We start from the raw sequence: 18,544 nt of genomic DNA, 5'->3' as shown, positions 1-18,544 counted from the left end.
ACTCTCGTCAATCGGTTCCGCTCCTAACCGGCCTGTCGCATCGCTCCATTCACGTCCGCCGGTGCTCATGCGGATACGAATGGAGCAACACCATGTCCGATATCGATCGCCTGATCCCTGTCACAGACGCTTTCGCGATGGCCGGCATGCGCCGCACCAAGGGCTATGCCGAGGTCACCGCCGGCCGGCTCGCCGTCATTCGCAATGGCCGCCGCACCTTCATCCGCGCCAGCGAGGTGCAGCGCTATATTGACAGTCTCGCCGCCGCCGCGCCGCCGCCGTCGCACGGGCGCTGATCGGTGTCCCGTCGCGGCGCGGTGCTGCGCGGCGTTAGCAAGCACCAATCCTACACCATCGCCGAAATCGCCTTCGCCCTGCGCAAATGCCGGGGCACGGTGGAACGCTGGATCAAGGCCGGGCTTCCGGTCATGGCGGAGAAAAAGCCGCATCTGGTCCATGGCGCCGACGTGATCGCCTTCCATGCCGCCCGCAAGGTGCCGAGGCAGAAGTGTCGCATCTCCGAGTGCTACTGCTTCCATTGCCGTAGGCCTCGCGAACCGGCCGGCGGAATGGCGGACCTCCACGTCGGTTCGGGCTCGACCGGCAACCTGCATGCCCTGTGCTGCGAGTGCCTGGGGTCGATGCACAAACGGGTGTCCCTGACAAAATTCGACGACCTTCGCACCGTTCTGGACGTCGCGATCAGGCAGGCTCCCGCACGCATAGGTGAGTGAAGCGTGCCCTGTCTGAATGTCGCATTCCCCGCGAAAGGAACACCGATGCGAAAGCGCAACTCGAAAAACCAGCGCATCAAGCGTGATTACCTGATCTACCTCGCGGAAGCGCAGGGCCGCTCGAAGCCGACGCAGGATCAGGCGATGGCCGCCATCGCCGCCTTCGAGACCTCGACGGGGCAAAAGGACTTCGCACTGTTTCATATCGAGCAGGCACGCGGATTCAAACGCCAGCTTTCCGAACTGCGCCACCCCGAAACCAAGGCACCGCTGGCGACGGCGACGATCCATGCCCGGCTGATGGCCGTGAAGGCGTTCTTTCACTGGCTTGTCGGCCGGCAGGGCTATCGTCGGCTGGCTTATGGTGACGTCGAGTATTTCAATCCCTCGACCAAGGATGCGCGGATCGCCACGGCCAAGCGCGAGCGGCCCGCGCCGAGCGTCGAAATGGTCCTGCGTGTCGTGCAGGGAATGCCGGCCGGGACGGACATTCAGAAGCGCGATCGGGCCGTGATTGCCTTTGCTCTGGTGAGCGGCGCGCGCGACAACGCCATCGCCAGCTTCCGCCTGAAGCATGTCGACTTGGGGGCGCGGACGATCGCTCATGAGCCGCGCGACGGCGTGCGGACCAAATTCAGCAAGACCTATACGACATGGTTTTTCCCGGTCGGCGGCGGCCTTGAAGCGATCATCGCCGACTGGATCGCTCATCTGCGGACCACGCATCTTTTCGGCCCAGACGATCCGCTGTTTCCGGCGACCGAGATGCGCATTGGAGCCGATGGCGGATTCCGCCCGGCCGGCCTGAGCCGCCAAGGCTGGGCATCAGCGGAGCCGATCCGCCGCATTTTCCGCCAGGCCTTCGCTGCCGCCGGCTTGCCCTATTTCAATCCGCATTCGTTGCGGAAGACGCTCGCGGCATATCAGCATGAGGTCTGCGCGACATTGGAGGAGCACAAGGCCTGGAGCCAGAACCTTGGCCATGAAAAGCTCGATACGACCTTCACGCATTACGGGGCAGTACCCGGCCGTCGTCAGGCCGAAATCTTCGCCGGCCTTCGCGCTGGCGTGTCCCGCAATCCCGGCGGCATGTCCGATCAGGAGGTGCTGCGGCGTGCGGCGGAACTGATGCAGCAACGCGCGTCCTGAAGGCGGCACTTGCCAAGCCGCGACCGCCTGCCCTCTATGTCGATAGGCATAAGGCGATCGGGCGGGGCAGGGCGGCGTGACGGGTCAGAAGGGCGGAGAGCAGGAACCGGCCATCCAAGCCTTCATTCAGCGCTGGGCTGATCGCGAAGGCGGGCAAGAGCGCGCCAACTATGTGCTTTTCCTGTCTGAACTCTGCGACGTGCTGGGCGTTCAGCGGCCCGATCCGGCCAGCGCCACAACGCACAATAACGACTATGTCTTCGAGCGATCCGTGCGCGAGGCCGCCCGCGATGGAGGTGCCTCGACAAAGCGCATCGATCTCTACAAGCGCGACTCGTTCGTCCTGGAGGCCAAGCAGTCGCGGCAGGAAGGCGGCTCCAAGGCCATAGCCGGCCAGCTCGATCTCCTGAAAAGCGATGACGCCGCACGCGGCAGGCGGGGCGGCGCGCGGGCCTGGGACGTGCTGATGCTGAACGCCCGGCGGCAGGCGGAAGACTATGTGCGGCTCCTGCCCGCCGGCCATGAACCGCCGCCCTTCATCGTCGTCTGCGATGTTGGCCACTGTCTCGAAATCTATGCGAACTTCCGTCGCGACGGGAAGGCCTATGACCAGTTCCCCGACCGGAAGTCGTTTCGGGTCTATCTGGACGATCTCCACAACCCGGAGATTCGCGAGCGGCTGAAAGCCATCTGGCTTGATGCCCCATCATTGGACCCCGCCCGTAAATCCTCAAAAGTCACGCGCGAGATAGCCGAGCGTCTGGCCGCCGTGTCGAAGGCGCTGGAGAACACGAAGGACGCCAGGGGCAAGCCGCTTTATGCGCCTGAAGACGTGGCCGCCTTCCTGTCCCGCTGTCTCTTCACGATGTTTGCGGAAGACGTCGGTCTTCTGCCGGAAGCGTCTTTCAAGGATGTGCTGGAGCGCTGCGAAAAAGACCCGGATACCTTTTCGCATGATGTCGGCCAGCTCTGGGAAGCGATGGACGTTGGCGGCTATGCCCATGCCATCCGCAAGAGCGTCAAGAAATTCAACGGCCAGTTCTTCAAGAACCGCGCCGCCCTGCCCTTGGGGCGGGAAGAGATTGGCGAGCTGAAGCAGGCGGCCTCCTACAACTGGAAGGATGTCGAGCCCGCCATCTTCGGCACGCTGCTGGAGCAGGCTCTGGACCCGCTGGAGCGGCGCAGGTTGGGCGCGCACTACACGCCGCGCCCCTACGTCGAGCGGCTGGTGATCGCGACCGTCATGGAGCCCCTGCGGGCCGAATGGGAAACGGTGCTGAACACGATTGAGCTGAAGAAGGGCGAACTGGCGACGATCGGCCCCAACGATCCGCGCCGCGACGCCGTCTTCAGGGACGCGCGCAATCAGGCGCTGGCTTTCCATGCCAAGCTCTGCGCCACCCGCGTGCTGGACCCCGCCTGCGGCACCGGCAACTTTCTCTATGTCACCATGGAGCTGATGAAGCGCCTGGAGGGCGAAGTCATTGAAGTGGTGGAGGCGCTGGGCGGCCAGTCTGAACTGTCCTGGCTCGACCGCGCCACGGTGGACCCGCACCAGTTCCTGGGCCTCGAAATCAATCCGCGCGCGGCGGCCATTGCCGAGTTGGTGCTGTGGCTGGGCTATCTGCAATGGCACTTCCGCACGCAGACCAATGCGCCGCCGGAGCCGATCCTGAAGGCCTTCCGCAACATCAAGGTTATGGACGCCGTCTTGCAGGCGGACAAGGAACTGGCGCGCGGGCCAGACGGCAAGCCGCTTTATAGATCAAGGTCCGACGGCAGCATGCATGAGGTTTATGCATTCGAGAGGCCTAGACGAGCAGACTGGCCGCAATCCGAATTCATTGTTGGGAACCCGCCATTCATTCCAAATAGGCGATTTCGCGAGGAATTCGGCGACAATCAGATTGCTGCAATGAAGCTTGCATATCCAGAATTTACGCAAGCTGCTGATTTTGTACTATTTTTTTGGCTTCGCGCGTTAATTCAGCCGTCTTCTTCGTTGCAGCGCGTGGGCTTCATATCGACTAGCCGATTGAGAATGCAGCAAAATCGCAAGGTTTTTGAGAACGCGCTCGGCAAAAAATGGACAATAAACTACGCTATTCCAGACCATGATTGGCCATCTGGAACAGATGCTGCTGTTCGAGTTTGTTTCGTAGCGGTTTCACTCGAAAAAACGAAGCCGCAATTAGTTTTTGCTCCAGATCATGGTATTGTTAAAGGAAAATTTAAAGGTAATAATTCTGAATATAAAATTCAGAATGTCGAAAAAATTTCGAGTGATTTAACTTCTGATTTTGATGTAAATCTTATTGTCGATTTAAATTCGAATCTAGGGCTGTGTCACGCAGGCGTTAAGCCATACTCAAGGAAACTACATATTGATGAGGCGCAGCGGAATTTTCTATTTGAAGATCCTTTCAATGCAGAAAAATATGCTCCACTAATTATGAATGGACGTGACGTCGGTCAACGCCCGCGCAAGTTACATGTCTTAGACTTTTTTCACGTTCCAATTGATGAAATTGAGAAATCAATGCCGCGCGTTTTTCAGTATTTGCTTGAGCATGTTAAGCCGGAAAGGATGTCTGAGCGAAACATCAGACTTAGAACGCAATACTGGCTATTCGAGGCAAATAGAGAAGAAATGAGGAGTGGAATTAAAGGAATCGAACGATATATTTGTACTCTTGAAAATTCACCGCAACGCTATTTTACATTTTTGAATTCAACGAATTTGCCGGACCAGAAACTTCGAGTCGTAACCCATTCAGATGCTTATTTTCTCGGAGTGCTATCGAGTAAATTTCATGAGATGTTTTCGATCAGGATTGGCGGGCGGGAGCCGCTAATACTCCCGTTTACAATACGGATTGTTTTGCAAAATTCCCATTCCCAGACGCCACCGATATCCAGAAATCAACCATCCGCGCTACCGCGGAAGAACTGGATGCGCACCGCAAGCGCGTACTGGCCGCCCATCCGCACCTGACGCTGACAGGCCTCTACAACGTGCTGGAGAAGCTGAAGGCGGGCGTTGCGCCCGCTACGCTGGAAGCGGAGGACCGGCGCATCTTCGACGATGGCCTCGTGCTGATTATGCAGGAGCATCACGCCGCTTTGGATGCAGCCGTGGCGGCGGCCTATGGCTGGCCGGTCGATGCGCCGGAAGACGTGATACTGGCCAACCTTGTGGCGCTGAATCACGCGCGCGCCATGGAAGAGCAGGCAGGCCATGTCAAATGGCTGCGCCCGGATTTCCAGATACCGCGTTTCGGCACCACCACCGACAAGGCGCAACTGGCGCTCGTCGGCGGCGCAGGGGCAGGCCTCACCGAAACCATCGCCAAGGGGCAGAAGCCGTCCTTCCCGTCCGACGATTACGGCCAGATGGCCGCCGTCATGGCCGCCATGGCGAGCGCGGGCGGCGCGCTCGACGCCGCCGCTATCGCCGCCACCTTCCGACAGGGCCTGCGCATCCGCGACCGCGTCACCGCGACGCTGAACGCCCTAGCCCGCACCGGCTGGATATCGAGCGCTGACGGCGGCAAGACCTTCACCATGCGCCGCGTGGCGTGACCTGTCGGCAACATCGCAGATCAAAAGCGCATTGGGCTTTTTATTCGCCGAAAGCCATCGAAAACCGCCAGCAGCCGAGCCATTTGTTGGCCTTATCGTTGGCCTTTATGAAATATCGAACCTGGCTAAACTAATAATATCAATGGATTGAGTGAATACTACGACTCCCCTTGCGCACCATGTTCCCCCAGCTTCACCGCTAAGCCAGCCGCGACTGGCGAGTCATTCCGCAGGCGACCGCCAATCGACGGCTCGACACCGACGCCAAACCGGTGTGATCTCGGCAAGAGCGGAGGGAGTCCCGATGCGCAGCGTCATCGCAGCCATTTTTCTCATGCTGGGCCTTTGCCTTGCGCTGCCGGCGAATGCCCAGCTTGGCGGCACGCCGGGCACCGGGCCGCTCGTGCCGGGCGGGCCAAGGCAGGGCCTCGGGCCGCCCTCACTGCGCGACAACGTCCCAGACATCCGGCTGCACTCGAGCGAGGGGGGCATCCCGGGCGCGGGGCCGCCGATCGACTACAGAGGCGGCTATGGCGGCACGCCGGGCAATGCCGGCCTCGGGGGCGGCTATCGCTTCATCGATCGCCCGACGGTGCGGGCAGCGGGCCTCCGCTGCCGGACTCCGGCGCGGGTCTGCGTCTTAAGGGGCTCGGCTCCTGTTGGAACCGGCTGCTCATGCCGAACGGCAAATGGCGGCCGTGCGCGAGGTGCCGTCATACGATGACACCCTGAACGCCGCCGCCGCTTCAGGCCGAAGGATCGTGCGGGAATCTCGCCGGTCTCGCCTTGCGAAAGCCGGCCTGCGGACTATCTGCATGTCAAAGGGGTCAATCGCGGAGGCAGCGTCATGCACCACGAGAGACTGAAGCAGTTCCATTGCCAATCGGTCGAGAAGGCCCGCAAGGCGGGCATCCCGGCCTATTTTTCCTCGACGGGTTTGAGGGCGTTCTCCGCGTCCTGCCGGACGGCAGGAAGGACCGCATCGTCACGTCTCAGGGGCAGCCGGTCGTGCTGCCCGTTTGCCATGTCCAGCCGCAGCAGCTCAGCCTCGGCTGAAGCAGGACATTCGCCATGGGCCTCGCCGCAGGGCGGCGGGGCCAGAGCCCCGTCCTCGTTGCTTGTGAAGTTCCCTCAGCTTCCAGCCTTCTCATCGGCCATGGCCTTGTCGAGGATGCTGACGGCCTCTTCCAGGCTCTCCTTCACGCCGAGCATGAAGTCCTTCTGGAAGGCGATGATCGTGTCGGGCGGCTCGCCCTTGTAGGTATAGACCACGCTCACTTGCGCGGCATTGACATAGACCGGCTTCCCGTCGGCGGGCGATGTGAACTTGCAGAGCTTCGACATGGGGCCTCTCCTGAGAACGATTCGTCGGGCCGCACTATCGACGCTTGGCGAAGCGGCGGAAACCGCCGCCGGAGCAGGGACCGCGCTCACTGCGGTCAGAATGGAACGCGCGTCATTCCGGCACCTCTGCTTCGCGGCTTGTCCGGAATGACGAGGTGATTCCCCGTGAACTTGGCAGCTACACTTCCGCCAGCTTGAGCGCGGCGCGCACGGCGACGGGATAGCCCTCCGCGCCCAGCCCGGCGATGATCGCGGTCGCCGCCAGCGAGACATAGGATTTGTGGTAATGCGCCTCGCGGCGGTGGATGTTCGAGATGTGCAGCTCGATGATCGGGCCGGGGAACATCTTGAGCGCATCGAGGATCGCGATCGAGGTGAAGGAATAGGCCGCCGGGTTGATGACGATCGCGCAGCCTTCGTCGATGGCCTCGTGGATCCAGTCGACCAGCTCGTATTCCCGGTTGCTCTGTCGGAACTCCAGCGGATTGTCGCCGGCGGCCGCACGGCACATCGCCTCGACCTCGGCCAGCGTGGTGCTGCCATAGATATGCGGCTCGCGCTTGCCGAGCCGGTTCAGGTTGGGGCCGTTCAGGACGTAGATCGGCTTGTTCACGGCGCACCTGTCTCAAGTTCGGTCGAACGGTTTCAGCCCTGGTAGCCCATCAGCCGCGGCAGCCAGAGCACGAGCTCGGGCACGAAGGTGATCAGCGCCAGCGCGGCGATCATCGCGAACAGGAACGGCATGCAGTCGCGCACGATGTCCCGGAGCGGCACTTCGGCGATGTTGGTCATGATGAACAGCAGCAACCCGTAGGGTGGCGTGATCAGGCCGAGCATGATGTTGACCACGACGACCACGCCGAAATGCACCATGTCGATGCCGAGCGCCTTCGCCGTCGGGATGAAGACCGGCACGACGATCAGCAGGATCGCGGTTCCCTCGAGCAGGCAGCCGAGCACCAGCAGGATCACGTTGACCAGGATCAGGAAGCCGATCGGCGTCAGGTTCCAGCCGGCGAGGAGGACGCGCAGGCTGTCCGGGATGTTCTCGATCGTGACGACGTAATTGAAGACGAGCGCTCCGGCGATCAGCATGCCGATCGAGGCCGTGGTTCGCGCGCTATAGGCCAGCGAGCCGTAGAAGGCGCGCAGGCTGACGCTGCGATAGAGCAGCGTGGAGATCGCCAGCGCATAGGCCGCCGCGACGGCGGCAGCCTCGGTCGGCGTGGTCGCGCCGCCATAGATGCCGCCGAGCAGCACGACGGGCATCATCAGGGCGGGCAGGGCGCGCCAGGTGATGCCGGGCAGGGCTCGCAGCGGGATCGGCGCCTCGACCGGGAAGTTCTTGCGCCTCGCCGCGACCGCGACGATGCCCATCTGGGCCGCCGCCATCAGCAAACCGGGGATGACGCCTCCCAGGAAGAGGAAGCCGATCGAGGCGTCCGAGACCAGCGCATAGAGCACCATCGGGATCGAGGGCGGGATGATCGGTCCGATCACGGCGGACGCCGCCGTCAGCGCCGCGGCGAAGCTCGGCGGATACTTGCCGTCCTTGGTCATCATCGCTTGCATAATCCGGCCGGTTCCGGCCGCATCCGCGATGGCCGAGCCCGACATGCCGGCGAAGATCACGCTTTGGACGATGTTGACCTGGGCCAGACCGCCGCGGAAACGCCCGACCAGCGCATCGCAGAAGCGCAGCAGGCGCTCCGTCATCGAGCCGATATTCATCAGCTCCGCCGCCAGGATGAAGAGCGGCACGGCGAGGATGACGTAGTTCGTGTACATGCCGTTGAGCAGTTGCTCGGCGGCGATGCTGAGATCCTGGCCTGCCAGCAGCAGGTAGAAGATCGAGCCGGCGATCATCGCATGGCCGATCGGCAGGCCGAGCAGCGACAGCGTGACGATCGCCAGGATGGCGAGGGAGAACGGGCTGGTCATACGCCGGAGCCCGCCTTGGTGGGATCGAACTCCTCGGGCGCCTTGCCGCGAATGGCGGTCCAGCCGAGCCAGAGATAGCGGATGATCGCCGCCACGGCGAAGGCGAGGTAGATCGCATAGACCCAGTTGAACGGGATCTTGAGATAGGCCGTGCGCTCGACCTTCATGAACGCGACATAGTCGGCCATGGCCGGCAGCGAGAGCGTGTAGAGCATGACCAGCGCGACCGAGGTGATGATCGCCATGATCCGTCGCAGCCTCGGGCCGACCGCGCCGTAGATGATGTCGAAACGGATCTCCTCCCGCTCGCGCAGCACGAAGCCGGCGCCGAACAGCACGAGCCAGAGCCACAGCACGACGCTGATCTCATGCGTCCAGCCGATCGGCAGGTTGAGCACATAGCGGAACACGATCTGCAGGATGAAGACCGCGAACATGGCGAAGAGCATCAGCGCGAGGATGTTTTCCGCGCGCCGCGCCAGCCATGTGCCGATGGCAGTGAGGCGATCGATCATGGCGCTCCCGTCGAACCGCGTTGGGCCTCGTGCCGGCCGGGATCAGAGGGCGTTGATCTTCTCGACCATGCCCGGTGGCCAGCTCTTCGCCAGGTCCGAGGCCAGGTATTTCTTCTGGGCGAAGTCGCGGAAGGCGGCGAGGTCGGGGGTGTAGACCTCGAGCCCCTGCTTCTTGAAGAAGTCGACCAGCTCGGCTTCCTTGGCGAGATGCTCCTTCGTGCTCCAGTCGATCGCCGTATCGGCCGCCGCCTGGAAGGCCGCCTGCTTCTGCGCGTTCATGCCGTCCCAGACGCGCTTGGTGACGCAAAGCAGGTCGAAGCCGACCAGATGCGAGGTCAGCACGATCTGCGAGGAGACCTCGTAGAACTTCATGTTCTGGACGTTGGGGAGCGGGTTGTCCTGCCCGTCGATCGCTCCGCTCTGCAGGCCGGTATAGACCTCGGCATAGGCCATCGGCGTCGGATTGGCGCCGATCGACTGGCCGAGGAACTGCCAGGCGTCGCCGCCGGGCATGCGCAGCTTGACGCCGGCGAGGTCGGCCGGGGTGCTGATCTTCTTCTTCGGCTTCAGGCCGACCTGGCGGGCGCCGAAATAGGTCGGTCCCAGGATTTTGATGTTGAGCTTCTCCTCGGCCATCGTCTTCAGGTCGCGGCCGACATCGCTGGCGAAGACCTTCTTCAGGTGGTCGGCGTCGCGGAAGAGGTAGGCGGAGGTGACGATCGACCAGGCCGGGATCTGGTTCGAGATGTCCTGCGGCGCGATATTGCCCATCTCGAGGTTGTTGCGCTGCATTGCGACGAGTTCTGTCCCCTGCTTGAACAGGTTGCCGCCGTAATAGGGCTGCAGCGTGAACTCGTCTTTGATCGCCTCGCCGAAGCGCTTCATCATCTCGGCGCGGATGTCCTGTTCGGAGAACACGGCCGAGAAACGCAAGTTCGGCTTGGCCTGCGCGCTCGCGCCTTGCGCGAAACCTGCCACTGCCGCTGCCGCGCCGGCTGCCATGAATGCGCGTCTGTCGATCCCGGTCATCGCAAATCCTCCCATCACGGCGGTTATGCCCCGCCTCTCACCTCAGCATTGCCGATCATACCGGCGTTAGCAACATACGAATCTCATTTCATATGAGATTTTTTATATCATCATAGCAATTGCCCGGATGGCAGGTTGCGCTATCATCGCTGGCTTGCAGCCGCTCCACCCTCCGACAGGACGCCAAGGCCCGAAGCATGTTGACGATCACGCCCCCCAACGCCTCGATCGGCGAAATGGCGTATAGGCGCATCCGCTCCGACATCATCTTCGGACGCCTGGCGCCGGGCCAGAAGCTCAAGCTGGAACAGCTGAGGGAGGCCTATGGCACGAGCGTCAGCACGCTGCGCGAGCTGCTGAACCGGCTGTCATCCGAAGGGTTGATCGAGGCGGAGGGCCAGAAGGGCTTCATGGTCAGCCCCGTCTCGGCGACCAACCTGAAGGAGCTCGCCGCGATGCGCCTCCTGCTCGAAGGGCACGCGCTGGCGCAATCCTTCGATGCCGGCGACATGGAATGGGAGGGCCGCGTCGTCGCGGCCCATCACAAGCTCGCGCAGATGGAGCGCCGGATGCTCGACAGCGACCGGGCCGATTCCGAATTGTGGAAGCGCTATGACTGGGAGTTCCACCATGCCCTGATTTCGGCCTGCGGCTCGCAGGTGCTGCTCGATACCCACGCCACGATTTATGACAAGTACTTGCGTTACCAGATGGTCGCGGTGATCTTCCGCGGAAAGGTCGCGGCCGACGAGCACCAGATCCTGCTCGATTGCGCGCTGAAGCGGGACAAGGATCGTGCAGCCTCGGTCCTGGCGACCCATGTCAATGCCTGCGTCGATCACACGCTGGATCTCGGTAGGCTCGGATAAGGGTCTCAGCTCTCGCTCTTGGCGGGCTTGTCCGTGGCGCTGAAGTCGATCCGCTTCTGCAGGCCGAGCAGCAGGTTGTAGGACGTGACCGGCGTCAGCCCGGTCTCCTTGACCTTTCGCAGGGACGCCGAGGCCGTCGCCGTCAGGCCATCGCCGAGTGCATATTGGTAGTCGACGCCGACGCTGCGCAGGCTCGATTTGGCGTCGAGGCCGACATAGTCGTCGATCTTCCAACGCCCGATCAGGCTGAGTGCATGTTTCTCGTCGATGCGCGCGCTCAGCTTCGCCTCATGCGCGGTGACGACATTGATGACAGAGAAGGGCAGCGTCGTGTCCTCGACGGTGCGTCCCGAGGCGAGCTCGAGCGTGACCATCCGATAGGGCAGGCGCAGCTTGGCGGTGTAGAGCAGCCGCTCGACCGTATCGAACTCCTTGTCGGGAAATTCCGCGCGAAAGGGCGAGAGCGAGCCTTCGAGCGTGATGTCCGAGAAGGCCGCCGAGAAGAACAGGTTGGGCTGGAAGCGGTCATGGTCGCGCCGGAAGCCGAGATAATCCATGCCGTCGATGAAATGGGTGCGCGAGGCGGTGAAGGACAGGCCGATCTCGCTCGCGCCGAGGCGATAGGCGATGCCCGGCGTCAGCGATAGCGTGGTGAAGTTCTCGTCGCGCGGCAGGAAATCGCCGAGATTGAAGACGTTGCGCTCGTTCAGCGCCGTGATGCGCGCCTCGCCATTGGCGAAGACGCGAAAACCGCCGAGGCGATAATCGAGCCGCTCGCGCCAGGCCAGGCTGCTCCGGCGCCGCGACCAGCTCTGCTCGTCCCCGGCTGTGAGCGTGGATTGCACGGAGCCACCGTCGCCAAACGAGAAGCCGTGCTTCAGCGCCAGCGAATGCGCGCGGCCGGCGGCGAGTTCGCGCGGGTCATATTGGGTCTCGATCAGCACGAGATTGACGCCATAGCCGTCCTGCAAGGTGCCCTTGATGTAATCCCAGGTTGCAAAACTCGTCAGGACAGGGCTGCCGCGGCCGCCGACGACATTGCCCGGATTGGCGTCGAAGCCGCCGCGCAGGCCGATCGTTGCTGTCGAGATCTCGATGGCGGGCTTCGGCTCTTCGGCGGCGAGGGCCGCGCTCGCGGCGAATGCTGCAATACAAAGCAGAGCGATGACTTGAGCGATCATGTTGCCCACCATGTTCGGTGGGGCATGATCAGTCTATTATGATTAACACGGGATTAAATCATAAAATATAGCGGCGACAATAGTATTAATCAGTACATATAAATTTCAAGTAAAGCCTTCGGCGCAAAGCTCTCATCGTTGAGAGAGGCGGGTTAACGGTACCAGGTATGGTTAATGTTATCCTCTGATTGCGTTGACAATAAAATACAACCTATACGTGTCTCATCGCTTCAATCCCGAAGCGACAACAGGGAGAGTTCGATGAAATACGCATTTGTACTCGCTACGGTTGCAGCCTTCGCCGTGTCTCCGGCCATGGCTTCGGGCAAGGGCGGCCGCGGCGGCTCGCTGCTCGGCGGCATCATCACCCCGGTGACGACCTCCGTCTCGGGCCTCAACGTGACGGCGCTGAACAATGTCAGCGTGCTGAGCGGCACCAGCATCCTGAGCGGCATCGGCAACGGCAACAAGGTGAGTGTCGTGGCGCCGATCAAGGCGATCGTCAGCAAGAACGGCATCGTCGGCGGCCTGCTCGGCGGCTTCGGCCACGGCTGCGGCTGCAACTGACCGGTTGCCCGACCGGCGCCGCAAGCCGGGACGGCATGAGGGGGAGGAGGGCCGGTCTGCCGGCCCTTCTCTTCGTGAGCGCGACAGGCCGCGCTTCAGTCGGAGGCGATCTCCAGCAGCAGGTCTCCTGCCGCGACGGTGTCGCCCGGCCGGATCGCGATCGTCCGGGCGACACCGCTGGTCGGCGCCTTCAGCTCCATGAACAGCTTCATCGATTCCAGCACCGCGACGACCTGACCGGCTTCGACCGCGTCGCCCTCGCCGACGCGAAGCTCCGCCACGGTGCCGGGCATCGTGGCCCGCAGGGCGCCGTCCGCCTCGGTCGGTCCCGAGCGCTTCGCCGCAGCGGCCTCGACGGCGAGCGCGATTGCGATCCGGCCCTCGAAGCCGCGATAGCGCAGGTCGATGCCCTCGGTGTCGCAGACGGCCTCGACCTGCAGGCTCATCCCGTCGAGGGTCACGATCCAGCTCCCGCTTGAACCGGCGGGGGCGAGCACGACATCGTGCCGGCTTGCCCCGGTGGTCGCGCGCAGGAAGCCGTCATGGCTCTCGACGCTGACCCGCGCCGTTCTACCATGCGCGCTCGTCGTCAGATGCGTGACGGCGGGCCGTCCCGACGGCGCCAGCAGCCGGAAACCCATCAACGATCGCCAGGGCGAGGCTCCGCCTCCGTTCCGGCGCGCCGCCAGCCAGATCGCCGCCGCGACGGCCTCGACGGCGCCGTCCTCGACCGTCGCGGGCGCCCAGCCCTCGGGATAGGTCTCGCGCAGGAAGAGCGTCGTCGCTTCGCCGGCCATGAAGACCGGGCTCCGCAGGGCTCCGGCCAGGAAGGCCCTGGTCGTCGCCGGGCCGAGCACGCTCATTCGCTCCAGCCCGCCCGCCAGCTTGCGGATCGCGCCCTCGCGATCGGGCGCATGCGCGATCACCTTGGCGAGCAGCGAATCGTAATGCGGCGAGACCTCGCTGCCGGCTGCGACGCCGCTGTCGACGCGCAGGCCGTCCGGCTCGCGCCAGAGGCTGACCGTGCCCGTGTCCGGCCGAAAATCCTCGTCGGCGCGCTCGGCCGTCAGCCGGGCCTCGATGGCGTGGCCGCTGCAGTGGATATCGGCCTGTGCGAGCGGCAGCCGCTCGCCCGCGGCGATGCGGATCTGCCATTCGACCAGGTCGAGCCCGGTGATCGCCTCGGTGACCGGATGCTCGACCTGCAGTCGCGTGTTCATCTCCAGGAAGAACACGCCCTGCGTCGCGGCATCGACCAGGAACTCGACCGTGCCGAGATTGTCGTAGGAGATCGCCCGCGAAAGCTTCAGCGCATGGTCGTGCAGCGCCTTGCGGGTCTCGGCGCGCAGGTTCGGCGCCGGCGCCTCCTCGATCAGCTTCTGGTTCGCGCGCTGCACCGAGCAGTCGCGCTCGAACAGGTGGACGATGTTGCCGTGCTTGTCGCCCGCGACCTGCACCTCGACATGGCGCGGCCGCGTCACGAATTTCTCGATCAAGAGCCGCCCGTCGCCGAAGGCGGCCTGCGCCTCGCGGCTCGCGGCGGCGATCGCGCCGTCGAGCTCCGCTTCGTGCTCGACCTTGCGGATGCCCTTGCCGCCGCCGCCGGCGGAGGCCTTGACCATGACCGGCAGGCAGACGCGCAGGGCTTCGCGCCTCAGCGCCTCCGGCGACTGGTCCGCGCCGTCATAGCCGGGCACGCCTGGCACCCCGGCCTCGCGGGCGATCTGCTTGGAGCGGATCTTGTCGCCCATCGCGTCGATGGCCGCGGCCGAGGGGCCGATGAAGACGATGCCGGCCTTCTCGCAGGCCGCGATCAGGTCGAGGCGTTCGGACAGGAAGCCGTAGCCGGGATGGATCGCCTGCGCGCCGCTGGCGAGCGCGGCCTCGACGATCCGGTCGGCGCGAAGGTAGCTCTCGCGCGCCGGGGCGGGGCCGATCGCGACGGCCTGATCGGCAAGTCGCACATGCAAGGCGTCGCGATCCGCCTCCGAGAACACCGCGACCGTGCGGATGCCCATGCGCCGGCAGGTCTTGATGATGCGGCAGGCGATCTCGCCGCGATTGGCGATCAGGATGGTGTCGAACATCGATGCGCTCACATCCGGTAGACGGGGCGAGGGGAGGTGTCGCGCGGCTCGCCCGCAGCCAGCGACAGGCACAGGCCCAGCACGTCGCGCGTCTGCGCCGGCTCGATGATGCCGTCGTCCCAGAGCCGGGCCGTGGCGTAATAGGGGTCGCTCTGCTCCTCGAACTGCGCTCGCGTCCGGCGGTCGAGCTCGGCGATGGCGGCCTCGTCGGCCGCTCCCTTCAGGCTCTGGCGGCGCAGGTCCGTGACGACATTCGCGGCCACCTCCGGGCTCATCGTGGCGATGCGGGCATTCGGCCAGGAGAACAGGAAGCGCGGCCGGAAGCCGCGCCCGCACATGCCGTAATTGCCGGCGCCATAGGAGCCGCCGATCAGCACGGTGTATTTCGGCACGCGCGCATTCGAGACGGCATAGACCAGCTTGGCCGAATGCTTGGCGATACCGCCGCGCTCCGCCTCTGTGCCGACCATGAAGCCGGTGATGTTCTGCAGGAAGATGAGCGGAATCTGGCGCTGGTCGCAAAGCTCGATGAAATGCGCGCCCTTCACGGCCGATTCCGAGAAGAGCACACCATTATTGGCGATGATCCCCACCGGATGGCCATGGATGCGGGCGAAGCCGGTGACCAAGGTCGCGCCGTAATCGGGCTTGAAGGCGGTGAAGGCGCTGTCGTCGACGATGCAGGCGATCACCTCGCGCACGTCATAGGGCCGGCGCAGATCGGTCGGCACGATCCGCTCCAGCTCCGCCGCATTGCGCTTCGGCGGCGTGGATGGGTAGGGCGCGGCACTGACCTTTCCGGCTTCGCCGAGCGCACCGACGATTTCGCGCAGCTTGGCGAGCCCCTCCATCTCGGTCTCGACCAGATGGTCGCTGACGCCCGAGACCATCGTGTGCATCTCGGCGCCGCCCAGCGTCTCGCCGTCGACGATCTCGTTGATCGCCGCCTTCACGACCGGCGGCCCGCCGAGATGGATGCGCCCGGTGCCACGCACCATGATGACCTCGTCGGAGAGCGCCGGGATATAGGCGCCGCCGGCGGTGCAGCCGCCGAAGACCAGCGAGATCTGTGGGATGCCGGAGGCCGACATTCGGCACTGGTTGTAGAAGGAGCCGCCGAAATGGTCGCGGTCGGGGAAGACCCGGTCCTGCTCGGGGAGGTACGCGCCGCCGCAATCGACCAGATAGAGGCAGGGCAGGCGGTGCTCCTCGGTGATCTCCTGCGCGCGCAGGTGCTTGCGCACCGTCTCGGCGAAGAAGGAGCCGCCCTTCACCGTCGCATCGTTGGCGATCAGCATGCAGGCGCGGCCCTCGACCATGCCGATGCCGGTGACGATGCCGGCGCCGGGCACCTCGTTGCCGTAGAGCCCCCAGGCGGCCAGCGGCGAGAGCTCGAGGAACGGCGTCTGCGGGTCGAGCAGCAGGTCGATGCGCTCGCGCACCATGATCTTGCCGCGGCTCTCATGCCGCTCGCGCATTTTCGCGCCGCCGCCATTGGCGACAAGGCCGTGTCGCTCGCGGAGCGTGGCGAGCATCTCGGTGAGGGGCGGAGGAGAGGGCGTGCGCGCCTCGCTCGTGGAGCTTGCAGACATCGTTCCTCCGCCTCGACGCTCGCCCTTGATCTCGCCGATCAAGTCACCTACCGTCCGTTAGGTAGGCTAATTGCCTTGAACAGGTCAAGCAGCGGGATTGTGGCCATGGCGGCGGTAGAACAGTTCGGAGCCGGGGGCGCCGCGCCGGCGCGCTCGCCCTATTTCAGCGAGGAGCACGAGGCGCTGCGCGACCAGCTCCGCCGCTTCGTCGAGACCGAGATCAAGCCGCATGCGGCGGCCTGGGAGGAAGCCGGTTTCGTGCCGCGTGCGGTGCTGCGGCGGATGGGCGAGCTTGGGTTCCTCGGTATCCGCTACCCGGCCGACTATGGCGGCTCGGAAATGGATACGCTCGCCACCGTCGTCCTTGCCGAGGAGCTCGGCCGCTCGACTTTCTCGGGCGTCGCGATCACCGCGCTGGTCCATACTGACATGGCTTCGGTCCATGTCTTCAATGCTGGCAGCAAGGCGCAGCACGAGCGCTACATGCCCGACATCATCGCCGGCAAGGCGATCTGCGCCGTGGCGGTGACCGAGCCCGATGCCGGGTCCGACGTGAAGGGCATTCGCACCACGGCGCGGCGCGAGGGTGACACCTATGTGCTGAACGGCGCCAAGATGTTCATCACCAATGGCGTTTATGGCGATCTGTACTGCGTCGCGGTCAAGACCGATCTCTCGGCCAAGCCGTCTCAATCGGTCTCGATCTTCCTGGTGGAGAAGGGCACGCCCGGCTTCACGGTCTCGCGCGCGCTCGACAAGCATGGCTGGCGCTCGTCGGATACCGCCGAGCTCGCCTTCGAGGAGTGCCGCATCCCGGCCGAGAACCTGTTGGGGCAGGAGGGGCGCGGCTTCTACGCGATCATGCGCAACTTCCAGAACGAGCGCATCGTCATCTCCGCCATGGCGATGGGCGAGGCGCAGGCCGCGCTCGACCTGACGCTGGACTATGTCCGCACCCGAAAGGCTTTTGGCGCGCCGCTCTGGGAGAAGCAGGCGATTCGCCAGAAGCTCGCCATGCTCGCCGCCAAGGTCGAGGCCGGCCGCCAGCTCGTCCATCACGCCGCCTGGATGGATGCTCAAGGGTTGGACGCAACCCGCGAGGTCTCGATGGCCAAGGCCTATTGCGGCGAGCTGGTCAACGAGGTGATGTATGCCTGCGTCCAGTTCCATGGCGGCATGGGCTTCATGCGCGAGAGCGCGATCGAGCGCATGGCCCGCGACGCCCGCGTCCAGTCGATCGGCGGCGGCGCCACCGAGGTGATGCTCGAAGAGGTGGCGAAACGGCTGTGACGGCGCGGGCGAACAAGGCCGACAAGGAAGTCGAAGGCGGTTCGCGGCGCCTGATCCTCGACACCGCGGCGCGGCTGCTGCGCCAGGGCGGCTACCATCAGACCACCTTGCGCGAGGTCGCGGAGGCCGTCGGCATCCGCAAGGCCAGCCTCTATTACCATTTCGCCTCGAAGGAGGAGATCGTCGAGGCAGTGGTCAATGACGGGGTCCGTTTCGTCCACGAGGCCGTCGTCGCGGCCTTGGCCGAGACTTCGGACGCCGCGGCGCATGTCCGGCTCGAAGCGGCGATCCGCGCGCATCTGACGGCGCTGCACGGCCATGGAGATTATACCTCGGCCAGCATCAAGGCCTTCGCCTTCGGCGCCATGCCGGTTCCCGACAGCGTGCTGCGGGTCCGCCGGGCCTATGAGGAGGTCTGGCGCGCGCTGATCGCCGAGCTCCAGGACGCTGGCGCGATCTCCGCCGAGCGTTCGCCCGAGGCGCTTCGGTTTTTCCTGCTCGGCGCGCTCAACGGCTCGACCGACTGGTATCGTCCCGGTCGCTTCGACATTGCCGGCCTCGCGCGCGAGTTCGCGGTCCTGATCGCACCCCATAACGATGCCGTGAAAACCTAGCACGGCCTCATTCGCGCATGCTGTGATGCTGTATGAATCGCGGGCGGCGG

General features: G+C 64.2%; 17 protein-coding genes. 9 read left to right on the top strand and 8 right to left on the bottom strand.

Annotated features, from left to right (window positions below):
- The first annotated feature begins 92 nt into the window (after nt 1–92).
- The 5 genes from ACTIF2_RS11695 (at nt 93) to ACTIF2_RS11675 (ending at nt 5,465) form a co-directional block, all read left to right on the top strand.
- Entirely contained in the window at nt 93–296 is a 204-nt protein-coding gene (locus tag ACTIF2_RS11695) for a hypothetical protein (protein ID WP_439497236.1), read from the top strand.
- A 3-nt stretch (nt 297–299) separates the two neighbouring features.
- Entirely contained in the window at nt 300–734 is a 435-nt protein-coding gene (locus tag ACTIF2_RS11690) for a hypothetical protein (protein ID WP_439497235.1), read from the top strand.
- Nucleotides 735–779: 45 nt separating this feature from the next.
- Complete coding sequence (locus ACTIF2_RS11685) at nt 780–1,883, top strand: site-specific integrase (RefSeq protein ID WP_439497234.1); 1,104 nt, start codon at nt 780–782, stop codon at nt 1,881–1,883.
- A gap of 76 nt (nt 1,884–1,959) precedes the next feature.
- A complete protein-coding gene (locus ACTIF2_RS11680) occupies nt 1,960–4,878 on the top strand; it encodes a class I SAM-dependent DNA methyltransferase (RefSeq protein ID WP_439497233.1) in 2,919 nt (972 codons plus the stop codon).
- 20 nt (nt 4,879–4,898) lie between these two features.
- Nucleotides 4,899–5,465 carry a hypothetical protein gene (locus ACTIF2_RS11675; protein ID WP_439497232.1) on the top strand — a complete coding sequence of 189 codons (567 nt, stop codon included), beginning with the start codon at nt 4,899–4,901 and terminating at the stop codon, nt 5,463–5,465.
- 1,131 nt (nt 5,466–6,596) lie between these two features.
- On the opposite strand, the gene ACTIF2_RS11670 is transcribed toward ACTIF2_RS11675, so the two are convergent.
- The 5 genes from ACTIF2_RS11670 to dctP all read right to left on the bottom strand — a co-directional run bounded on the left by ACTIF2_RS11670 (nt 6,597) and on the right by dctP (nt 10,294).
- Nucleotides 6,597–6,809: a hypothetical protein gene (locus ACTIF2_RS11670; RefSeq protein WP_439497231.1), complete on the bottom strand. Its 213-nt coding sequence runs from the start codon at nt 6,807–6,809 to the stop codon at nt 6,597–6,599.
- 178 nt (nt 6,810–6,987) lie between these two features.
- Complete coding sequence (locus tag ACTIF2_RS11665; protein WP_439497230.1) at nt 6,988–7,422, bottom strand: type II 3-dehydroquinate dehydratase; 435 nt, start codon at nt 7,420–7,422, stop codon at nt 6,988–6,990.
- Between the two features lie 32 nt (nt 7,423–7,454).
- A complete protein-coding gene (locus tag ACTIF2_RS11660) occupies nt 7,455–8,750 on the bottom strand; it encodes a TRAP transporter large permease (protein WP_439497229.1) in 1,296 nt (431 codons plus the stop codon).
- Nucleotides 8,747–9,265, bottom strand: coding sequence for a TRAP transporter small permease (locus tag ACTIF2_RS11655; RefSeq protein ID WP_439497228.1), 519 nt, complete (start codon nt 9,263–9,265; stop codon nt 8,747–8,749). Before ACTIF2_RS11655 ends, ACTIF2_RS11660 begins: the two co-directional genes overlap by 4 nt.
- Before the next feature lie 42 nt (nt 9,266–9,307).
- Nucleotides 9,308–10,294, bottom strand: a complete 987-nt coding sequence (gene dctP, locus ACTIF2_RS11650; RefSeq protein WP_439497227.1) for a TRAP transporter substrate-binding protein DctP — start codon at nt 10,292–10,294, stop codon at nt 9,308–9,310.
- 197 nt (nt 10,295–10,491) lie between these two features.
- Between dctP and ACTIF2_RS11645 the strand changes: the two genes are divergently transcribed.
- A complete protein-coding gene (locus ACTIF2_RS11645; RefSeq protein ID WP_439497226.1) occupies nt 10,492–11,163 on the top strand; it encodes a GntR family transcriptional regulator in 672 nt (223 codons plus the stop codon).
- Between the two features lie 5 nt (nt 11,164–11,168).
- Here ACTIF2_RS11645 and ACTIF2_RS11640 read toward each other — a convergent pair whose 3' ends face one another.
- Nucleotides 11,169–12,344: a hypothetical protein gene (locus ACTIF2_RS11640; RefSeq protein WP_439497225.1), complete on the bottom strand. Its 1,176-nt coding sequence runs from the start codon at nt 12,342–12,344 to the stop codon at nt 11,169–11,171.
- Nucleotides 12,345–12,605: 261 nt separating this feature from the next.
- Between ACTIF2_RS11640 and ACTIF2_RS11635 the strand changes: the two genes are divergently transcribed.
- Complete coding sequence (locus ACTIF2_RS11635; RefSeq protein ID WP_439497224.1) at nt 12,606–12,911, top strand: hypothetical protein; 306 nt, start codon at nt 12,606–12,608, stop codon at nt 12,909–12,911.
- A gap of 95 nt (nt 12,912–13,006) precedes the next feature.
- Here ACTIF2_RS11635 and ACTIF2_RS11630 read toward each other — a convergent pair whose 3' ends face one another.
- Nucleotides 13,007–14,998, bottom strand: coding sequence for an acetyl/propionyl/methylcrotonyl-CoA carboxylase subunit alpha (locus ACTIF2_RS11630; RefSeq protein WP_439497223.1), 1,992 nt, complete (start codon nt 14,996–14,998; stop codon nt 13,007–13,009).
- A gap of 8 nt (nt 14,999–15,006) precedes the next feature.
- Complete coding sequence (locus ACTIF2_RS11625) at nt 15,007–16,590, bottom strand: acyl-CoA carboxylase subunit beta (RefSeq protein WP_439497222.1); 1,584 nt, start codon at nt 16,588–16,590, stop codon at nt 15,007–15,009.
- Between the two features lie 105 nt (nt 16,591–16,695).
- On the opposite strand from ACTIF2_RS11625, the gene ACTIF2_RS11620 reads away from it, so the two are divergent.
- Nucleotides 16,696–17,880 carry an acyl-CoA dehydrogenase family protein gene (locus ACTIF2_RS11620; protein ID WP_439497221.1) on the top strand — a complete coding sequence of 395 codons (1,185 nt, stop codon included), beginning with the start codon at nt 16,696–16,698 and terminating at the stop codon, nt 17,878–17,880.
- The gene (locus ACTIF2_RS11615) at nt 17,877–18,494 is read left to right on the top strand and encodes a TetR/AcrR family transcriptional regulator (RefSeq protein ID WP_439497220.1); all 618 of its coding nucleotides are present in this window, start codon (nt 17,877–17,879) and stop codon (nt 18,492–18,494) included. The genes ACTIF2_RS11620 and ACTIF2_RS11615 overlap by 4 nt, the downstream gene beginning before the upstream one ends.
- The last annotated feature ends 50 nt before the right edge of the window (nt 18,495–18,544 follow it).

This window comes from Allobosea sp. (genome assembly GCF_051860145.1).
Lineage (GTDB): Bacteria > Pseudomonadota > Alphaproteobacteria > Rhizobiales > Beijerinckiaceae > Allobosea.
This window is presented reverse-complemented; position numbering and strand designations above follow the sequence as displayed.